At 72.1% G+C, this 19,623-nt stretch carries 11 protein-coding genes and 1 pseudogene; all 12 read left to right on the forward strand.

What is annotated here, in order from left to right:
• Positions 1–20 precede the first annotated feature (20 nt).
• The 12 genes and pseudogenes from AC07B0_RS24090 to panD all read left to right on the forward strand — a co-directional run bounded on the left by AC07B0_RS24090 (position 21) and on the right by panD (position 19,623).
• Positions 21–3,440, forward strand: coding sequence for a type I polyketide synthase (locus tag AC07B0_RS24090; protein WP_478898903.1), 3,420 nt, complete (start codon positions 21–23; stop codon positions 3,438–3,440).
• A 78-nt stretch (positions 3,441–3,518) separates the two neighbouring features.
• Positions 3,519–6,872 carry a type I polyketide synthase gene (locus AC07B0_RS24095; protein WP_478898964.1) on the forward strand — a complete coding sequence of 1,118 codons (3,354 nt, stop codon included), beginning with the start codon at positions 3,519–3,521 and terminating at the stop codon, positions 6,870–6,872.
• Between the two features lie 52 nt (positions 6,873–6,924).
• A pseudogene (locus tag AC07B0_RS24100) lies at positions 6,925–10,917 on the forward strand (type I polyketide synthase); the annotation flags it as partial.
• 6 nt (positions 10,918–10,923) lie between these two features.
• On the forward strand, positions 10,924–11,709 hold the full coding sequence (locus AC07B0_RS24105) for a thioesterase II family protein (RefSeq protein WP_467300701.1): 786 nt from the start codon (positions 10,924–10,926) through the stop codon (positions 11,707–11,709).
• A 155-nt stretch (positions 11,710–11,864) separates the two neighbouring features.
• Positions 11,865–13,088, forward strand: coding sequence for a crotonyl-CoA carboxylase/reductase (ccrA, locus tag AC07B0_RS24110; protein ID WP_467300703.1), 1,224 nt, complete (start codon positions 11,865–11,867; stop codon positions 13,086–13,088).
• Positions 13,089–13,192: 104 nt separating this feature from the next.
• Entirely contained in the window at positions 13,193–13,723 is a 531-nt protein-coding gene (locus tag AC07B0_RS24115) for a nuclear transport factor 2 family protein (RefSeq protein WP_356882402.1), read from the forward strand.
• Between the two features lie 53 nt (positions 13,724–13,776).
• Entirely contained in the window at positions 13,777–15,000 is a 1,224-nt protein-coding gene (locus AC07B0_RS24120) for a cytochrome P450 (protein ID WP_356882404.1), read from the forward strand.
• Positions 14,997–16,229: a cytochrome P450 gene (locus AC07B0_RS24125; RefSeq protein WP_356882406.1), complete on the forward strand. Its 1,233-nt coding sequence runs from the start codon at positions 14,997–14,999 to the stop codon at positions 16,227–16,229. Before AC07B0_RS24120 ends, AC07B0_RS24125 begins: the two co-directional genes overlap by 4 nt.
• 63 nt (positions 16,230–16,292) lie before the next feature.
• Positions 16,293–17,399 (forward strand): serine hydrolase domain-containing protein, encoded by a 1,107-nt coding sequence (locus AC07B0_RS24130; RefSeq protein WP_478898904.1) that lies wholly within the window; start codon positions 16,293–16,295, stop codon positions 17,397–17,399.
• Between the two features lie 285 nt (positions 17,400–17,684).
• Positions 17,685–18,521 carry an AfsR/SARP family transcriptional regulator gene (locus AC07B0_RS24135; RefSeq protein ID WP_356882455.1) on the forward strand — a complete coding sequence of 279 codons (837 nt, stop codon included), beginning with the start codon at positions 17,685–17,687 and terminating at the stop codon, positions 18,519–18,521.
• 89 nt (positions 18,522–18,610) lie between these two features.
• On the forward strand, positions 18,611–19,117 hold the full coding sequence (locus tag AC07B0_RS24140; RefSeq protein WP_356882410.1) for a flavin reductase family protein: 507 nt from the start codon (positions 18,611–18,613) through the stop codon (positions 19,115–19,117).
• Between the two features lie 86 nt (positions 19,118–19,203).
• Positions 19,204–19,623 carry an aspartate 1-decarboxylase gene (gene panD, locus AC07B0_RS24145; RefSeq protein ID WP_356882413.1) on the forward strand — a complete coding sequence of 140 codons (420 nt, stop codon included), beginning with the start codon at positions 19,204–19,206 and terminating at the stop codon, positions 19,621–19,623.

The following is a 19,623-nucleotide window of genomic DNA, read 5'->3' on the forward strand; positions in this document are numbered from 1 at the left end:
AACCCCTCGGGAGTTAGCTGATGGACACCACCGACGATCGAGTTGTGCAGGCGCTGCGCGCGTCGATCAAGGAATCCGAGCGGCTGAAGCAACAGCACCAGCAGCTCGTGCAATCGCTGAACGAACCGATCGCCATCATCGGCATGTCCTGCCGCCTCCCCGGCAAGGTCGTCTCCCCGGAGGACCTGTGGCAGTTCGTGCTCGACGACGGCGACGCGATCGGCGCGTTCCCCGACGACCGCGGCTGGGACCTGGACGGGCTGTACGACCCCGAACAGCGCCGCAAGGGCACCCTGTACGTGCGGGAGGGCGGCTTCGTCGACCGCGCGGCAGACTTCGACCCCGCGTTCTTCGGCGTCAGCCCGCGCGAGGCCACCGCCATGGACCCGCAGCAGCGGCTGCTGCTGGAGACCGGCTGGGAAGCCTTCGAACGGGCCGGCATCGACCCGACCGCCCTGCGCGGTACGGACGTCGGCGTCTTCTCCGGCACCAACATCCAGGACTACGCCTCGCTGCTCATGAGCTCCCCGGGCGCCTTCGAAGGACACGTCGGGACGGGCAACGCCGCCGCCGTGCTCTCCGGCCGCCTCGCCTACACCTTCGGCTTCGAAGGCCCCGCGGTGACCATCGACACGGCCTGCTCCTCCTCGCTGGTCGCGCTGCACCTGGCAGCGCAGTCCCTGCGCCGGTCGGAGTGCTCGCTGGCCCTGGCGGGCGGTGTGACGGTGATGTCCACGCCGATGGGCTTCATCGAGTACAGCGGCCAGCGGGTACTGGCCAAGGACGGACGCTGCAAGTCGTTCGCCGGCTCGGCGGACGGCACCGGATTCTCGGAGGGCGTCGGCATGCTCCTGCTGGAGCGGCTGTCGGACGCCCGGCGCAACGGCCACCCCGTCCAGGGCCTCATCCGCGGCTCCGCCGTCAACCAGGACGGCGCCAGCAGCAGCCTGACCGCGCCCAACGGCCGCGCCCAGCAGCGGGTCATCCTCCAGGCGCTGGCGAACGCCCAGGTCCCGGCCGACCAGGTCGACGTACTGGAGGCACACGGCACCGGGACCGAGCTCGGCGACCCGATCGAGGCGGAGGCACTGCTGGCCACGTACGGGAAGGGCCGCTCGCCCGAACGCCCCCTGTGGCTGGGATCGGTGAAGTCCAACATCGGGCACACCCAGGCGGCCGCCGGCCTCGCCGGAGTCATCAAAATGGTCCTGGCGATGCGTCACGGCCTGGTCCCCAGGACCCTGCACGTGGACAGCCCCACCCCGCACGTGGAATGGGGTTCCGGCGCCGTACGCCTGGCCACCGAGCCCGTCGCCTGGCCCGAGAACGGGCGGCCGCGCCGCGCGGGCGTCTCGTCGTTCGGGATCAGCGGGACCAACTCGCACGTCATCCTCGAACAGGCCCCGGCCCAGGCGCCCGACAGTGACGCGCCCGCGCCGCGGGCGGATACGGCGACGCCGGCCGGCCCCTTCCTGTGGCCCGTGTCCGGGCGCAGCGAGCAGGCCCTGCGCGCCCAGGCAGGGCGACTCGCCGCCCATGTGCGGAACGACCCGGCCCTGTCGGCCGCCGACCTGGCCCTGTCCCTCGCGGGCCGTACGGCGTTCGAGCACCGCGCCGTGGTCGTCGGCGCGGACCGCACCGGCCTGGAGGCCGCACTCGACGCGCTGGAGGCCGGCCGCGAGGACGGCCGCGTCGTCCAGGGGACGAGCACCGCCTCGGGCAAGACCGTGTTCGTCTTCCCGGGGCAGGGCTCCCACTGGCCGGACATGGCCGGACGGCTGCTGGAGTCCTCGGCGGTGTTCCGCGCCCGCATCGAGGAGTGCGACGAGGCGTTCTCCGCCCACGTGGACTGGTCGTTGACGGACGTCCTGCTCCAGAAGCCGGGGGCGGCGTCCCTGGACCGCCTCGACGTGGTGCAGCCGGTGCTGTTCTCCGTGATGGTGGCCCTCGCCGAGGTGTGGCGGGCGCACGGAGTCGAGCCCGACGCCGTCGTCGGCCATTCGCAGGGGGAGATCGCCGCCGCGTACGTCGTCGGCGCCCTGTCCCTGAAGGACGCGGCCCGGATCATCACCCTGCGCAGCGCCCTGCTGAACCGGCTGACGGGGAAGGGCGCCATGGCGTCGTTCCTGCTGTCCGCCGAGGAGGTGGCGCGCCGCATCGCACCGTACGGCGAGCGGCTCTCGATCGCCGCGGTGAACGGTCCCACGTCCGTCGTGGTGTCCGGGGAACCGGAGGCCGTGGACGAACTGGTGGCGCTGTGCATGGCGGACCGGGTACGGGCGCGGAAGGTACCCGGGGCGACCGCCGCGGGCCACTCCGCGCAAGTCGACGCGCTGCGGACGGAGTTCGTCGAGGAGCTGTCCTCGGTCGCGCCGCGCCGGTCGAGCGTGCCCTTCTACTCGACGGTCCTCGGCGAGGTCGCCGACACGACCTCACTGGACTGCGGGTACTGGTACCGGAACCTGCGCGAGCCGGTGCTCCTCGACGGCGCCGTGCGCAGGCTGCTGGAGGACGAACACCGGTTCTTCATCGAGGTCAGCCCGCATCCCGTACTGACCGTGGGACTTCAGGAGACCTTCGAACGGGCGGGCGCGACGGCCGCCGTGGTGGGCACGCTGCGCCGCGACGAAGGCGGGGAGGAACGATTCCTCACCTCGGTCGCCGAAGCCTACGTACGAGGCCTGCCGCTCGACCTGAGCCGCATGCCGAACCTGTCCGGCGCCCGCCGCGCGGACCTGCCGACGTACGCCTTCCAGCGCAGGCGGTTCTGGCCCGACGCGCAGATGACGGCCGGGCCCGCCCAGCCGGCCGGCACGGTCCCCGCCGGTACCCCGGCGGCCCCGGCTGCGGTGGCCGGTCAGGACGCCGCGAGCGCCGGACCGGCCGAGGAGGGCACCCAGGGGCATGCGCTCCGGCGCCTGGCGGAGCTGCCCGCGGACGAGCACGACGCGTTCCTGGAGGCCCTGGTGTGCGAGCAGGCCGCCGCGGTGCTCGGTCACGGCTCGGCCGAGGAGACCGAGATGTGGCGTCCGTTCCAGGACCTCGGCTTCGACTCGCTCACGGCCGTCGAACTGCGCAACCGGCTCGGCGCCGCGCTCGGCCTCGCCCTCCCCGTCACCCTGGTCTTCGACCACCCCACGCCCCAGGACCTCGTCGACCACCTGGCCTCGGAGGTGGCGGCGGCCCGTCCCGAGCCGGCCCCCGCGACCCGCTCCGAGGTGCTGACCCACCTCGACGAGCTGGAGGCCGTACTGGCCCAGCCGCAGGCCGACCCCGAGCAGAACGACGAGATCGGTGTCCGGCTGCAGCGCCTCCTCACCACATGGGCCGACGCCCGGGCCGCCGAGGAGAAATCGGAGGGCGCCGTGAGCGAGGAAATGCAGGCGGCCACGGACGAGGAAATGTTCGACCTGATCGGCAAGAAATTCGGAATTTCGTAGAGCGGTCACCGAATCACAGTCCGACGAGTCACGTGTGAAGGGGCCGACATGGCTGACGAAGAAAAGCTCCGGTACTACTTGAAGCGGGTTTCCGCCGAACTCGAAGCGACGCGGGAGCGGCTGTCCGAAGCGGAGGCGGAGGCTTCACTGCGCGCGGAACCCATCGCGATCGTGGGGATGGCATGCCGCTTCCCGGGCGGCGCCGACACCCCGGAGCGGCTGTGGGAGCTCCTGGCCGCCGGCGAGGACGCGATCGGAGCGTTCCCGCAGGACCGCGGGTGGGACATCGAGACCCTCGAAGGGGAGTCGGACGCGGTCGAAGGCGGTTTCCTCTACGACGCGGCCGAGTTCGACCCGGGCTTCTTCGGGATCTCCCCGCGCGAGGCCCTCGCGATGGACCCGCAGCAGCGGCTGCTGCTCGAAACCTCGTGGGAGGCGATCGAGCGGGCGGGCATCGATCCGGTCAGCCTCAAGGGCACCGACACCGGGGCCTTCCTGAGCACCAGCTACCAGGAGTACCTCGCCCGCCTCCAGCAGACCGGCGCCGTCGTCGACGGGTTCATGCTGTCGGGCAACTGCGTGAGCGTCGCCTCCGGCCGCGTCGCCTACGGGCTCGGCCTCACGGGTCCCGCGATGACGCTGGACACGGCCTGCTCGTCGTCGCTGGTGGCGATGCACCTCGCCGCGGAGTCCCTGCGGCGCGGCGAGAGCTCCCTCGCCCTCGCCGGCGCCGCGACGGTCATGGCCGCCGAGGCGATGTTCGTCGAGTTCAGCCGTCAGGGCGGTCTGTCGGCGGACGGGCGGTGCAAGGCGTTCGGTGCGGGGGCGGACGGTACGGGCTGGTCCGAGGGCGCTGGTGTGCTGGTGCTGGAGCGGCTCTCGGATGCCCGGCGCAACGGGCGTCGGGTGCTGGCGGTGGTGCGGGGGAGTGCGGTCAATCAGGACGGTGCGAGCAATGGGCTGACGGCGCCGAGTGGTCCGGCGCAGGAGCGGGTGATCCGTCAGGCGTTGGTGAACGCGGGTGTGCCGGCTGAGTCGGTGGACGCCGTGGAGGCGCACGGTACGGGGACCCGGCTGGGGGATCCGATCGAGGCGCAGGCGTTGTTGGCGACGTACGGGAAGGGCCGGTCGGTGGAGCGGCCGTTGTGGCTGGGTTCGTTGAAGTCGAATCTGGGGCACACGCAGACGGCGGCGGGTGTGGGTGGTGTCATCAAGATGGTGATGGCGATGCGGCACGGTGTGCTGCCGCGGACGCTGCACGCCGAGGTGCCGACGCCGTTGGTGGACTGGTCGGCGGGTGGGGTGCGGCTGCTGGACGAGGCGCGGGCGTGGCCCGAGGCTGATCGTCCGCGGCGGGCGGGTGTGTCGTCGTTCGGGATCAGCGGTACGAACGCGCACGTCATTCTGGAGCAGGCTCCCGAGGAGCCGGCCCCTGCCGAGGACGCGTCGCCGCAGAGCGGTCTGGTGCCGTGGCTGGTGTCGGGTCGTACGGAGGAGGCGCTGGCCGGGCAGGCGCGTCGGCTGCGCGCGTACGCGTCGGGCCGGGAGTTGTTGGACGTGCGGGCGGTGGGTCGTGCGCTGGCGGGTACCCGGTCGGCGTTCGAGCACCGGGCCGTGGTCCTCGCCGACGACACCGACACCTTCCTCACGGGCCTCGACGCCCTGGCCGACGGGCAGGCGCCGGACCATGTCGTCACCGGTGTCGCACCGGGAAAACCGGCCAAGGGAAAGACGGCGTTCCTGTTCACCGGGCAGGGCAGCCAGCGGGCGGGCATGGGGCGCGACCTGCACGCCGCGTTCCCCGTCTTCGCCGAGGCCCTGGAGTCGGTGGCGGCGCACTTCGACGCCCACCTGGACGCTCCGCTGCTGCGCGTGATGTTCGCGCCCGCCGCCGACCCCCACGGGCAGCTGCTCGACCGTACGGACTACGCGCAGCCGGCGATCTTCGCCTACGAAGTGGCGCTGTTCCGGCTGCTGGAGAGCTGGGGCGTGCGCCCCGACGTCCTGGCCGGACACTCACTGGGCGAACTGTCCGCGGCGTGCGTGGCGGGTGTGCTGTCCGTACCGCAGGCGGCCGTACTCGTCGCCGCGCGGGGGCGGCTCATGCAGGCCCTCCCCGCCGGCGGCGCCATGGTGGCCGTGCAGGCCACGGAGGAGGAGGTCCGCGCCGGCCTCGCGGGCAGGGAGGACGCGGTGGACATCGCCGCCCTGAACGGCCCCTCCTCGGTGGTCCTCTCCGGCGACGCGGACGCCGTCACGGAGCTCGCGGAACACTGGGCGGCGCGGGGACGCAAGACCAACAGGCTCAAGGTGAGCCATGCCTTCCACTCCCCGCACATGGATGCCATGACGGAGGAGTTCGGGCGCGTCGCGGCCGGCCTGTCGTACGGATCCCCGAGCATCCCCATCGTCTCGGACGTCACCGGCGACCTCCTCGGCGCGGGCGAGGCCCGCGACCCCGCGTACTGGGTGGCCCACATCCGCCGCGCGGTGCGCTTCCACGACCAGATGCGCCGACTGCAGCGGTACGGGGTCGGGGCCTTCGTCGAGGTCGGCCCCGACACCGTGCTCAGCAGCGCCGGCCAGGCCTGCCTGGCGGCCGAGCCCGGCCGGAGCGCGCCGCTGCTGGTGTCCACGGCGCACGCCGACCGCGACGGGGTGCCCGCACTGCTGACCGCGCTGGCCGCGCTGCACACCCGCGGAGTGTCCGTGGACTGGCGGGCCTTCCTCGGGGACGGACCGTCCGCGCCCGACCTGCCCACGTACGCGTTCCAGAAGCAGCACTACTGGCCGCAGGGCGCCACCGGATGGCGCACCGACCCCGCCCGCTCCGGACCCGACACGGACGCGGCGCAGGACGCCGGCCCGGACGGCCGGCCCGGGCCCGCCGCCGAGGCCGCCTCGCGCGTCGCGGCGTGGCGGGCGCTGCCCGCCGGCGAACGGTACGAGGCGCTGCTGCGGATGGTCCGGACCGAGGCGGCCGCCGTCATGGGGCACGACGCGCCGGAGGCGGTGGAACCGGAGCGGGGCTTCCTCGACCACGGCTTCGACTCGCTGATGACCGTGAAGCTGCGCAACCGGCTGGCGGCCGTGACGGGGCAGGACCTGCCGACGACGCTGCTGTTCGACCACCCCACCCCCGCGGCCGTCGCCGACCACCTGGTGACCGGCCTGGCCGGGGCCGGGGCGGCACCGGACCTGTCCCTGTCGGACCAGCTCGACCGTCTGGAGGCCGACCTCGCGCGGCTGCCGGCGGGCGACCGGCAGCTCACCCGGGCCACCGAGCGGCTCAAGGGCCTGCTCGCGGTCCACGCTCCGGCGAGGAGCGCGGGGAGCGCGGGGCACGCGGGCGGCGAGGACCGGGACGCGCTGGACACGGCGACCGACGACGAGATGTTCGAGCTGATCGAGAAGGAACTCCGCCGTGGCTGAACACGTGGACGAGAACAACGAGACGAAACTCCGCGAGTACCTGCGGCTGGTCACGGCCGATCTCCGGCGGACCCGGAACCGGCTGGAAGAGGCCGAGGACGCGGCCCACGAGCCGGTGGCGATCGTGGGCATGGCATGCCGGTTCCCCGGAGGCGACGGGGACATCGCCTCGCCGGACGCGCTGTGGGAGTTCGTGGCCCAGGGCCGGGACGCCATCGCCGGCTTCCCCGAAGACCGGGGGTGGGACGTCGACGCCGTATACGACCCCGAGCCGGGGACCCCGGGCAAGACGTACTCCCGTCACGGCGGCTTCCTGAAGGACGCGGCCGGGTTCGACGCACCCTTCTTCGGCATCACGCCCCGCGAGGCCCTGGCCATGGACCCGCAGCAGCGTCTGGTCATGGAGGTCTCCTGGGAGGCGTTCGAGCACGCGGGCCTCGACGTGACCACCCTGCGGGGCGAGGACATCGGGGTCTACGTCGGCTCCAACAGCAACGACTACCTGCTCAACGTGCTCGACGCGCGGGAGACGGCCGAAGGCTTCATCGGGACCGGCAACTCCGCCAGCATCCTCTCCGGCCGCGTCGCCTACACCTTCGGCTTCGAGGGACCGGCCGTCTCGGTCGACACCGCCTGCTCCTCCTCGCTCGTGGCCCTGCACCTGGCCGCGCAGTCCCTGCGGCAGCGGGAGTGCTCCCTGGCGCTGGCGGGCGGCGCGACGGTGATGGCCACGCCGACCGCCTTCATCGAGTTCAGCCGCCAGCAGGGCCTGGCGCCCGACGGCCGCTGCAAGTCCTTCTCGGCGACCGCCGACGGCACCACCTGGTCCGAGGGCGCGGCGGTGCTGCTCCTGGCCAGGCTCTCCGAAGCGCGGCGCCTGGGATACCCGGTGCACGCCGTGATCCGCGGCAGCGCGGTCAACCAGGACGGCGCGAGCGCGGGACTGACCGCGCCGAACGGGCCCTCGCAGCGGCGGGTGATCCGCCAGGCCCTCGCCAACGCGCGGCTGACGGCGGACCGCATCGACGCCGTGGAGGCACACGGCACCGGCACCCCCCTCGGCGACCCCATCGAGGCCGGGGCACTGCTCGACACCTACGGGCGGGCCCGCGGCGAGGGCCGGCCGCTGTGGCTGGGATCGCTGAAGTCGAACCTGGGCCACACCCAGTCCGCGGCGGGTGCGGGCGGTGTCATCAAGATGGTGCAGGCCATGCGGCACGGGGTACTGCCCCGCACGCTGCACCTGACGGAGCCCACCCCGCGCGTCGACTGGTCCGCGGGCGACGTGCGCCTGCTGACCGAGGCCCGGGCATGGCCGGACACCGGGGAGCCGCGCCGCGCGGCGGTCTCGTCCTTCGGCGTCAGCGGCACCAACGCCCACGTGATCCTGGAGGGCCCGCCCCCCGAGGAGACACGGCAGGAGACACAGCAGGCGGCACAAGAGGAGTCACCCGAGCAGACCCCGGAGGAGGCACCGGACGGGCCTTGGACCGTCGCCGGGCCCCTGCCCTGGGTCGTCTCCGGCCGCAGCGAGGAAGCCGTGCGCGAGCAGGCCGGCCGCCTGGCGGACCACCTGGCCGCGCGCCCGCACCTGGCCCCGGCGGACGTCGCCGCCGCCCTCGCGACCACCCGGGCGGCCTTCGAGCACCGGGCCGCCGTCGTCGGCCGGGACCGCGCGGAACTGCTGGCCGGCCTGACGGCCCTGGCGGGCGGCGCCCGCGCCCCGGGCGTGGTCACCGGCCGGACGGCGCCGACGGGCGGCAAGACGGCGTTCCTGTTCACCGGGCAGGGCAGCCAGCAGCCCGGTATGGGCCGCGAACTGGTCGCGTACAGTCCCGTGTTCGCCGACGCGCTGGACGAGGTGTGCGCCCACCTCGACGGGCACCTCGACCGTCCGCTGCGCGAGGTCCTGTTCGCCGCCGACGGCACGCCCGAGGCCGCCCTGCTCGACACCACGGCCTACACCCAGCCCGCGCTGTTCGCCGTCGAGGTCGCCCTGCTGCGGCTGCTCGAAGACTGGGGCCTGCGGCCCGACGTGGTGGCGGGCCACTCGATCGGCGAGCTGACCGCCGCCTACGCGGCCGGAGTCTGGTCCCTCGCCGACGCCTGCGCCCTGGTCGCGGCCCGCGGCCGGCTGATCCAGGCACTGCCCGGCGGCGGGGCCATGGTCGCCGTCCAGGCGACCGAGGACGAGGTGCGCGCCCAACTCGCCCACGGCCGTGCGGGACTGGACATCGCGGCCGTCAACGGGCCGGACTCCGTCGTGGTCTCCGGGGACGGGACGGCGGTCTCGGAACTGGCCCGCGAATGGGCCGCGCGCGGCCGCGAGACCAAGAGGCTGAAGGTCAGCCACGCCTTCCACTCCGCCCACATGGACGGGATGACCGAGGCGTTCGCGGAAGTCGCCCGGGGCATCTCCTACCGGGCCCCCGCCCTCCCCGTGGTCTCCACCCTCACCGGCGGGCCCGTCTCCGACGAGATCCGCCGCCCGGAGTACTGGGTGCGCCACGTCCGCGAGACGGTGCGCTTCCACGACGCCGTCCGCGCGCTGCGCGACCGGGGAGCCACCACGTTCCTGGAGGTGGGCCCCGGGGGAGTGCTGACGGCCGCGGGCCGGCTGTGCCTTCCCGACGCCGCCCCCGAGACGTTCGTGCCCGTGCTGCGGCGCCGCGTGCCCGAGCCGGAGGCCGTGCTCACGGCCGCCGCCCAGGCCCACACGGCCGGCGTCTCACCGGCGTGGGACCGCCTGCTGCCCGTGGGCCGCACCCGCGTGGAGCTGCCCACGTACGCCTTCCAGCGCCGGCGCTACTGGCTGGCGGGCATGGCGGGTGCGGGAGCCGGGCAGAACGCGCGGCCGTCCGCCGCCGAACCGTCGGCCGAGCCCGTACCGGGGACGCCGCCGCCGTCGCAGCGCCTGGCCGGAGCCTCCGGGGAAGAACGCGGCCGGCTCCTGCTGGACCTGGTCCGCGAGCAGGCGGCCGCCGTGATGGGCGGCGCCGGCACCACGGAGATCGAACCCCACCGACCGTTCCTGGAGATCGGCTTCGACTCCCTGATGGGCGTCGAGCTGCGCGCCGCGCTCGCCGCCGACTGCGCGCTGACCCTGCCGGCCGGACTGATCTTCGACCACCCGACCCCCACCGCGCTGGCCGCGTTCCTCGGCGAGCGCCTCGACGCGGCCGGCTCCGGCGCCGACGCCGCCGCGGCGCCCTCCCCGTACTCCCTGGAAGCGCTGTACCGCAACGCGAACACCCTCGGCCGGCCCGAGGACGCACTGGAGCTCACCAAGGTCGCCTCCCGGCTGCGACCGGCCTTCCACACCGTGGCCGGGGCCGGGCAGGACCCGGTCACGCTGGAGCTGGCGGGAGCCACCGACCGGGCGGGGCTGATCTGCTGCCCCGCACCCGTACCGCTGTACGGGGCGCAGCAGTACGCCCGTCTCGCCGCGGCCTTCCGCGGGACCCGGGGTGCGGCGGCCCTGCTCGCCCCCGGCTTCTCGCCGGGCGAAACGCTGCCCGCCGACTTCGAGGTGATGAAGGAGTTCCTCGCCGAGGGGATCCGCCGGCAGGCCGACGGCGCGCCGTTCGTCCTCCTGGGCCACTCCTCGGGCGGCTGGTTCGCCTACAGCCTCGCCGCCCACCTGGCGCGCACCGGGCCCCGCCCGGAAGCCGTGGTCCTGCTGGACACCTATCTGCTGAACGACCCGGCGCTGCACCGGATGGAGCGCGAACTCGCCCAGGGAGTCCTGGACCGCGAGGAGGACTTCGGGGCGATGACGGACGTGCGGCTGACCGCGATGGGCAAGTACTTCCAGTTCTTCACCGACTGGGTGCCCGAGGAAGCGGGCGTACCGACGCTGCTGCTGCGGGCGTCGTCGCCGCTGGGCGAGGTGGCGGAGGGTCAGGAATGGCGGCCCGACTGGAAGTTCGACAGTACGGTCCTCGACACGGAAGGCGACCACTTCACGATGATGGACGAACACGCTCCGCAGACGGCCCGGGCCGTCAACACCTGGCTCGCGGGCCTCGCCGGTGGCAGGGGCTGATCGGCGATGACGACGACCAGCGCGCGGGACCCGCGGCCCTTCCCCTCCGGCGACCTGTGGATACGCCGCTTCCATCCGGCTCCCGAGGCCCGGACGCGGCTGCTGTGCCTGCCGCACGCCGGGGGCTCCGCCAGCGCCTACTTCGCACTGTCCAAGGAGCTGACACCGCGGGTCGAGGTCCTGGCCGTCCAGTACCCCGGGCGGCAGGACCGGCGGGGCGAGCCGCTCCTCGACTCGATCGAGCAGCTGCGCGACGGGGTGGCCGGGGCGCTGACGCCGTGGCTGGACCGGCCCATCGCCCTGTTCGGCCACAGCATGGGAGCGGTGGTCGCCTACGAGGTGGCGCGGCTGCTGTCCCGGGACGGGGGCACGCCGCCCGCCCACCTGTTCGTCTCCGGGCGCGGGAATCCCGCGCAGGGGGTGAGCATGCCGCTCGACGAACTGGACGACCGGGCGATGATCACGGCCCTGGACGAGCTCGGCGGCACCGACATCGGCCTCCTCGCCGACGAGGACGTCCTGCGGATGGTCGCGCCGGCCATCCGCAGTGACTACCGCGCGGTGAGGACCTACCGCCACGGGCCCGGTCCGCTCCTGCCGTGCCCCGTGACCGCGCTGGTCGGTGACGCGGACGCCATGGCCCCGGTCGACGAGGTCGACAAGTGGCGTGAACACACCTCGGCGGACTTCCGGCTGAAGGTATTTCAGGGCGGGCACTTTTTCCTGTCGAACCAGTTCCGGGAAGTGGGGGAACTTGTGTACGATAGACTGAGTTATTCGCTCTCCATGTGAGCGCCCGGCCGACGGATCGATTCATTCTCCGTACGGCCCCCCGCATTCCGAATCTGCAGTGGCCTGCTGCCGCGCAGCATTTCTTCCGAATTTCTTCTGATCCGGCACGAGTTTGTATCCAGACGGGGTTCCGCGTGCGACATACTCTTTTCGAATTGGGTGACATACCCCCGATCGGCACCGTTCCAGAGCAGATGTACGCCTCGGTGATCCGGCGGGACCGCTACGGCCCGCCGCACCAGGCGTTCCGCAGCGAGGTCGTGGACGTGCCCGAGGTGCGGCCCGGCCAGGTGCTGGTCCTCGTTATGGCCGCCGGCATCAACTACAACAACGTCTGGGCCTCCCTCGGGCAGCCGGTCGACGTGATCTCCGAGCGGCTCAGGCGCGGCGACACCGACGACTTCCACATCGGCGGGTCCGAGGGCTCCGGCGTGGTGTGGGCCGTCGGCGAGGGCGTCAGCCAGGTCGCGGTGGGCGACGAGGTGATCCTGTCCGGCTGCCAGTGGACGGAGACCGCCTCCGACATCCGCATGGGCGCCGACCCCATGACCTCCGGCTCGCAGTCGGTGTGGGGGTACGAGGGGAACTACGGCTCCTTCGCCCAGTTCGCCCTCGTCGACGACTACCAGTGCCACCCCAAGCCCCCCGGCCTGACCTGGGAGGAAGCCGCCTGCTTCCTGCTCACCGGAGCCACCGCCTACCGTCAGCTGTGCGGCTGGGCACCCCACGACGTACGGCCCGGCGACCCGGTCCTCATCTGGGGCGGAGCCGGCGGCCTCGGCTCCATGGCCATCCAGATCACCCGGATCCGGGGCGGCGTCCCCGTCGCCGTGGTCTCCGACGAGGAGCGGGCCCGGTACTGCCGAGAACTCGGCGCCCAAGGCACCGTCAACCGCCTCGACTTCGACCACTGGGGGCGGCTGCCCGACATCGGCGACCGGGAGGCGATGGCCCGCTGGACCGAGGGCGTACGGGCCTTCGGCCGGAGCTTCTGGGAGGCGCTGGGAGAGCGCAGGGCACCCCGCGTCGTCCTGGAGCACAGTGGCCAGGACACCATCCCGACGTCCATGTACCTGTGCGACAACGCCGGAATGGTCGTCATCTGCGGCGGAACCACCGGCTACAACGCCGATGTCGACCTGCGCTTCCTGTGGATGCGCCAAAAGCGTTTGCAGGGCTCGCACTTCGCCAACCTCCGCCAGTGCCGGGACGTGATCCACCTCGTCTCCACCGGACAGCTCGACCCGTGCCTCTCCTGGACCGGCGGGTTCGACGACATCGGCAAGGCCCACCAGTTGATGTACGAGAACCAGCACCCCCAGGGCAACCAGGCGGTGTTGGTCAACGCCCCCAGGACGGGCCTGACCACGCTTTCCTGAGACACCCCCACCAGCCCCACCCCAACCGCGCCGTCCGGGCACGCCGCGGCAGACCCCGGCACGCCCGGAACCACCAGAAAACAGCGAACCGAGGAGAGACCACGATGGACCAGCTCGACATCCTGTGGAGCGAGCGCGAGATCCGGACCGTCCTGCAGCGCTACTGCCGCGGGCTCGACCGGCTCGACGAGGAACTCGTCAAGTCCGCCTACCACGAGGACGCGCACGACGACCGCGGCGTCATCCGCGGCAACGCACACGACTTCGTCAAGCAGATCGTCCCGATCCTGCGCGACGCCTACACCGGCACCCTGCACACCCTGCACGGCAGCACGATCGAGATCGACGGCGACTCCGCGGGCGTGGAGACCTACTGCACCGCCTACCACTACCGCGAGAGCGAAGGCGTCAAGCGGGTGGAGCAGTACGCCGGACGGTACGTCGACCGGTTCGAACGGCGCGACGGCGTCTGGAAGATCGCCCGCAGGCTCGTGCTCAACGAATGGAACCTCGTCCAGGAGGTGCCGCTCGACCCCGCCGAGGCCCAGGCCGGCTTCAACCCCTCCCTGCGCGACCGCACCGACGCCAGCTACCAGGTACTGCCGCTGAACGGCCCGGACGCGCCCACCCTCTGAGCCGCGCCGCCCAGCCCCGCCCGCACCGCACCACGTCCCGAGGAGTCCCGACCGTGACCGACACCGAACAGCAGCCGGCCACGCTGCCGCGGCAGCGCACCTGCCCCTTCTCGCCGCCCCCCGAGCTCGAAGAGCTGCGGGCGACCGACCCCGTCAGCAGGATGAGGTTCGCCGACGACTCCGAGGGATGGCTGCTGACCCGCCACGCGGACGTCCGCGCCGCGCTCGCCGCCCCCCGCGTCAGCTCGCACCCGGGCAAGACGCCCCAGCCGTGGCGGAACCTGGCACCCGAGATGCGCGGCGAAGAGTACCTGCCGGGCTTCCTGATCTTCATGGACCCGCCGAACCACACCCGCTACCGCCGCCTGCTGACCAAGTGGTTCACCATGCGGGCGATCCGCAAGCTCGAACCGAGGATCGAGCAGATCGTCAGCGACACCCTCGACGCCATGGAGGCCGAAGGCGGCCCCGTCGACCTGGTCCAGTCGTTCGCGCTGCCCATCCCGCTGCTGGTCATCTGCGAGCTGATGGGCATCCGCTACGACGACCGGGCCGAGTTCATGGACATGGTCCTGCGACTCCAGGACCTGGAGGCCACCCCCGAGGAACTCGGGGCCCTCGGCGCCAAGATGAACCAGTTCATGATCGACCTGTGCGCCGCCAAGCGCGAGAACCCCGGCGACGACCTGCTCAGCCACCTCATCCAGGACCCCGACGCCGTACCCGCGCTCACCGACCTGGAAGTCGCCGGCATCGGCGTGCTCATGCTGATCGCGGGGCACGAGACCTCCGCCAACATGCTGGGCGTCGGTACCTACACCCTGCTGGAGAACCCGGACCAGTGGGCCCTGCTGCGCGACGACATCACCCTGGTCGACCAGGCCGTCGAAGAGCTGCTGCGGCACCAGACCATCGTCCAGCAGGGGCTGCCGCGCGGCGTCACCGAGGACATGGAGGTGGCCGGTCACCCGGTCAAGGCCGGTGAGGCCCTGCTCGCCTCGCTGCCCGCGGCCAACCGCGACCCCGAGGTCTTCCCCGACCCGGACCGCCTCGACATCACGCGCGAGCACAACCCGCACCTCGCCTTCGGACACGGCATCCACCTGTGCCTGGGCATGGAACTGGCCCGCGTGGAGATGCGCTCGGCATGGCGCGGCCTCGTCAAGCGCTTCCCCACCCTGCGCATGGCGGCGCCGCCCGAGGACATCCGCTGGCGCGACGACCAGATCGTGTACGGGGTGTACAACCTCCCGGTGACCTGGGACGACGCTTCGTGACCGGCCGGCAGGCCGCCGCGCCCGGATGCCCCTTCGGGGCCGACGAGGCTCCCGCCTACCCCTTCCACGCCCCCGACAGGCTGGAGCCGGACCCGTACTGGGAGCCCCTGCGCCGGGAGCGGCCCCTCCAGCGCGTCACCCTGCCCTACGGCGGCGAGGCGTGGCTGGCCACCGCCTACGAGGACGTACGCAGGGTCTTCGCGGACCGCCGGTTCTCCCGCGCGCTCGCCGTCGCGCCCGGCGCCCCCCGGTTCCTGCCCCACCAGCCGCCGCCCGACGCCGTCCTGAGCGTGGAGGGCCCCGACCACGCACGGCTGCGCCGCCTGGTGGGGAAGGTCTTCACGCCCCGCAGGGTGGAGGAGCTGCGGCCCCGCATCCAGCGCACCGCCGACGCGCTGCTCGACGCCATGGAGGAGATGGGGCCTCCCGCCGACCTGGTCGAGGACTTCTCCCTGCCCTTCGCCGTGTCCGTGATCTGCGAGCTGCTCGGCGTGCCGCCCGAGGACCGGAAGCGGTTCTGCACCTGGTCGGACGCCCTGCTCACCACCACCGCGCACACCCCCGTGGAGGTGCGCGACCACATGATGCGGATGCACGACTACCTCGGCGGGCTCGTCGCCCAACGGCGGGTGCGGCCCACCGAGGACCTGATCGGCGCCCTGGTCACCGCGCGGGACGAGGAGGACGGACTCACCGAGGGCGAACTCGTCCGGCTGGCCGAGGCCATCCTCATCGCCGGCTACGAGACCTCGGCCAGCCAGATCCCCAACTTCCTCTACGTCCTCTTCCGCAACCCGGAACTGCTGGAGCGGCTCAGGAACGACCACGCCCTGATCCCCGCCGCCGTCGAGGAACTGCTCCGCTTCGTGCCCATCGGCACCGTCGACGGATTCCCCCGGACGGCCACCGAAGACGTCGACCTCGGGGGAGTCCTGGTCAAGGCCGGGGAGACGGTGGTGCCGTCGATGGGCGCCGCCAACCGCGACCCGGCCCTGTTCACCGACCCGGACGGACTGGACCTGGCCCGGCAGCCGAACCCGCACCTGGGATTCGGAGCGGGCCCGCACCACTGCATGGGCGCCCAACTGGCCCGCGTCGAACTCCAGATCACGCTGACCACACTGTTCCGCCGGTACCCCGGCCTGCGCCTGGCCGTGCCCGAGGAGAACCTTTCGTGGAAGGCGGGACTGATGGTCCGGGGCATGCACACCATGCCGGTCACCTGGTGAGGACACCGCGATGAAGCCCAGGCAGCCTTCCGACACCAGCGCACAGAGGGTGGACCGACCGCAATGAACGCCATCAACGAACGGGAACACGACCCGAAGGCCGCGGGCATGGACCCCGCGGTCCTGCGACGACTGACCGAGGTGGTGCAGGGGAGGGGAGGCGCGGCACAGCTGTGCGTCCTGCGGCGCGGCGCCGTGGTCCTGGACCGCTCGTTCGGCTGCTCCCCCGACTCCCTCTTCCTCGCCTACGCGGCCACCAAGCCCTTCGCCGCCCTCGCCGTGCACGCGCTCGCCGAGCGCGGCCTGCTGGAGCTCGACCAGCCGGTGGCCGCGTACTGGCCGCAGTTCGCCCAGCAGGGCAAGGCCCGGGTGACCGTCCGCCACGTCCTGCAGCACCGGGCCGGCGTGCCGGTCGGCCGGGGCATGCTGCGCACCATGCGGACCGCCTCCGACTGGGAGCGCTCGGTGGGCGACCTCGAAGCGGCCCGGCCCCGGTGGCCGGGAGGCGAGGTCGCCGCCTACCACTTCATGAGTTACGGATTCATTCTGGGCGAACTCGTGCAACGCGTCACCGGCCGGTCGTTCCGCGATTTCGTGACATCTGAGTTCTTCGTCCCGCTCGGTCTGGACGATTTGCACATGGGACTGCCCGACAGTGCCTGGGACCGGCACGTGCCGGCGCGCGCCGACCATCCTTCCGAATGGCCCAACCAGTGGATGAGCAACAGGCGCCGATACCGGCAGTCCGTCATTCCGTCCGCCGGACTTTCCGGCACGGCAGCACAACTGGCCCGCTTTTATCAAATGCTTTTGGGAGGCGGGATCCTCGACGGTGTCCGCGTACTGCGGCCCGAGAGCGTGGCAGAGGCCGTCAAGCCGTCCAATGACGGGGAGAACGACGCCTCCCTGAAACGCCCGGTCCGCTGGTCCCACGGATTCATGCTGGGCGGGCCGGGCCAGGACCCGCGGGATCTGGCGCAGGTGATGGGCGGGGCGAGCGGCAGGAGCACCTTCGGGCACGCGGGCACTACGTCCAGCGTCGTGTGGGCCGATCCCGCGCGCGAGCTCGTGTTCGCGTACCTGTCCAACGTTCAACCCGAGTTCGGAGCCGGTATCGGGCGGCTTCGCGAGGTCAGCGACCTCGTACTCGACGCCTGCGAGGCCGGCTGATCCCGACCGCCGGCCGCCCGGCCCGCGCGTGGACGGACCCTCCTCCACCGTCCCCGCGCGGCGCTCCGCCAAACCTCTCCCTAGGTCGCCCGCACCGCCCTTCTCCGACCCGGCCGTTGGCCGTGTGACCAGCGGCGGGTGATCTACCGCACAACCTGACGCATCGCTCGGTAGTCGCTTGATCGTGACGGATGCCAATGCAACTATGTTCATCCGCCACCTTATTCCGGCTTGCCGGAAGCAGGTGACCCCGGAGGAGGGCCGGTGCTGAAGATGCCTGAATGGATGGAACACAAAAACCCACAATGTCCAATTCGAGTGGGAGTATTAGGCCCCTTGGAGGTCCGATTCACCGAAAGGTCCGGATCGGAAGTACCGGTCAGTGGTATTCGCGTTCGCTCATTGCTTGCCGCATTGACCGCACAGCTGGGCGAGGCGATGTCGACCGAGCGCATCCTCAAAGAAGTCTGGGCCGACAACCGGCCCACCACCGACCGCAAGGCGGTCGCCGTGGCCGTCCTGCGGCTCCGCCGGGCCCTGGGCGATCCCGAAGGGCAGTGGCTGCTCACCCGCCCCTCCGGATACGTCCTGGACATCCCCCCGGAGCACCTCGACGCCGTGCGGGCCGAGCGCCTGGTGCGGGAGGGGAAGGCGGCCCTGGCCGCAGGTGACCCGCGCAGCGCGTCCCAACTCCTCACGAGCGCACTCGCCCAGTGGCGGGGAGACCCCTACGCGGACGCCCAGGCCACCTCGACGGTGGTCCAGCGCGTCATCGAACTGGAAGGCCTGCGCGCCGAGGCCATCCAAGCCCGCATCGACGCCGATCTCGAACTGGGGCGCCACCAGGAGCTGGTCGGCGAACTGCGTTCGCTGACCGCCGCGAACCCCCTGCACGAACCCCACTGGCTCCAGCTGATGCTCGCCCTCTACCGGTCCGGCCGGCAGGCGGAAGCGCTGGCCGCCTACATGACCCTGCGCCAGGCCCTCGCCGACCACCTGGGCGTGGACCCGGGCCGGCAGCTCCAGGAGCTCCACCTGCGGATCCTGCGGGCCGACGTCGGCCTGCTGACCGGATCCGCGACCGCGGTGTCACCGCGACCGCTGCTGATGAGCCGTTCCTAGCGCGCGTACCGGCAGGGGCTGCTCGTCGGCGTTCCCACGGCGAGCCCGTCACGGCGCAGCCGACACGTCCTGTCTGGAGGGAATCGAAAATGCCCACTGAGGAGCTGACGGACAGCTTCCGGCACGCCATGTCCTCATTCCCGAGCGGAGTGACGATCGTGACCACGGTCGACGCCGAGGGGAAGTGGTGGGGATTCACCGCCACTTCCTTCTGCTCGCTCTCCCTCGACCCACCGCTGGTACTGGTCTGCCTCTCCGTCAACGCACAGTGCCACCCCGCCTTCTCGGCGGCGAGCTCGTGGGTCGTCCACGTGCTCCCGCCCAGGCACCGGGACCTCGCCCTGTGGTTCTCCTCCAAGGGCGTCGACAAGTTCTCCCGGGGCGAGTTCACGACGAACGCCGAAGGCCACCCCCTGCTCGAGGGGGCCAGCGCCGTACTGGAATGCGCGGCGACCGCCCGCCACGACGGCGGCGACCACTCCATCCTCGTGGGCGCGGTCACGCGGGCGCGCGTGAACGAGGAAGAGCCGGCGGTGTACTTCCGACGCGAATTCCACACCCTGACCCCGCTGCTCGAACCGAGCTCCCAGGGCTGACCGGACACGCGAACCGTTGTAGTCTGCGGCGACCGCCCTTGACCTGCGCACAGCGGGCAGGGAGCAGACACACCGGGAGTATTCGCATGCTTCGTACCATGTTCAAGTCGAAGATCCACCGGGCCACGGTGACCCAGGCCGACCTGCACTACGTCGGGTCCGTCACCATCGACGCCGATCTGCTCGACGCGGCCGATCTGCTGCCGGGGGAGCTCGTCCACATCGTGGACATCACCAACGGTGCGCGGCTGGAGACGTACGTCATCGAGGGGGAGCGGGGCTCCGGTGTCATCGGGATCAACGGGGCCGCGGCGCACCTCGTGCACCCCGGCGACCTGGTCATCCTGATCAGCTACGCGCAGGTCGACGACGCCGAGGCCCGTGCGCTCGTGCCGCGCGTCGTCCACGTCGACGCGGACAATGCGATCATCGAGCTGGGTGCGGATCCGTCCGCCCCCGTACCGGGCACGGACCAGGAACGCAGCCCCCACGCGGTGGCTGTCTGA

This window comes from Streptomyces sp. NPDC044704 (assembly GCF_056433525.1).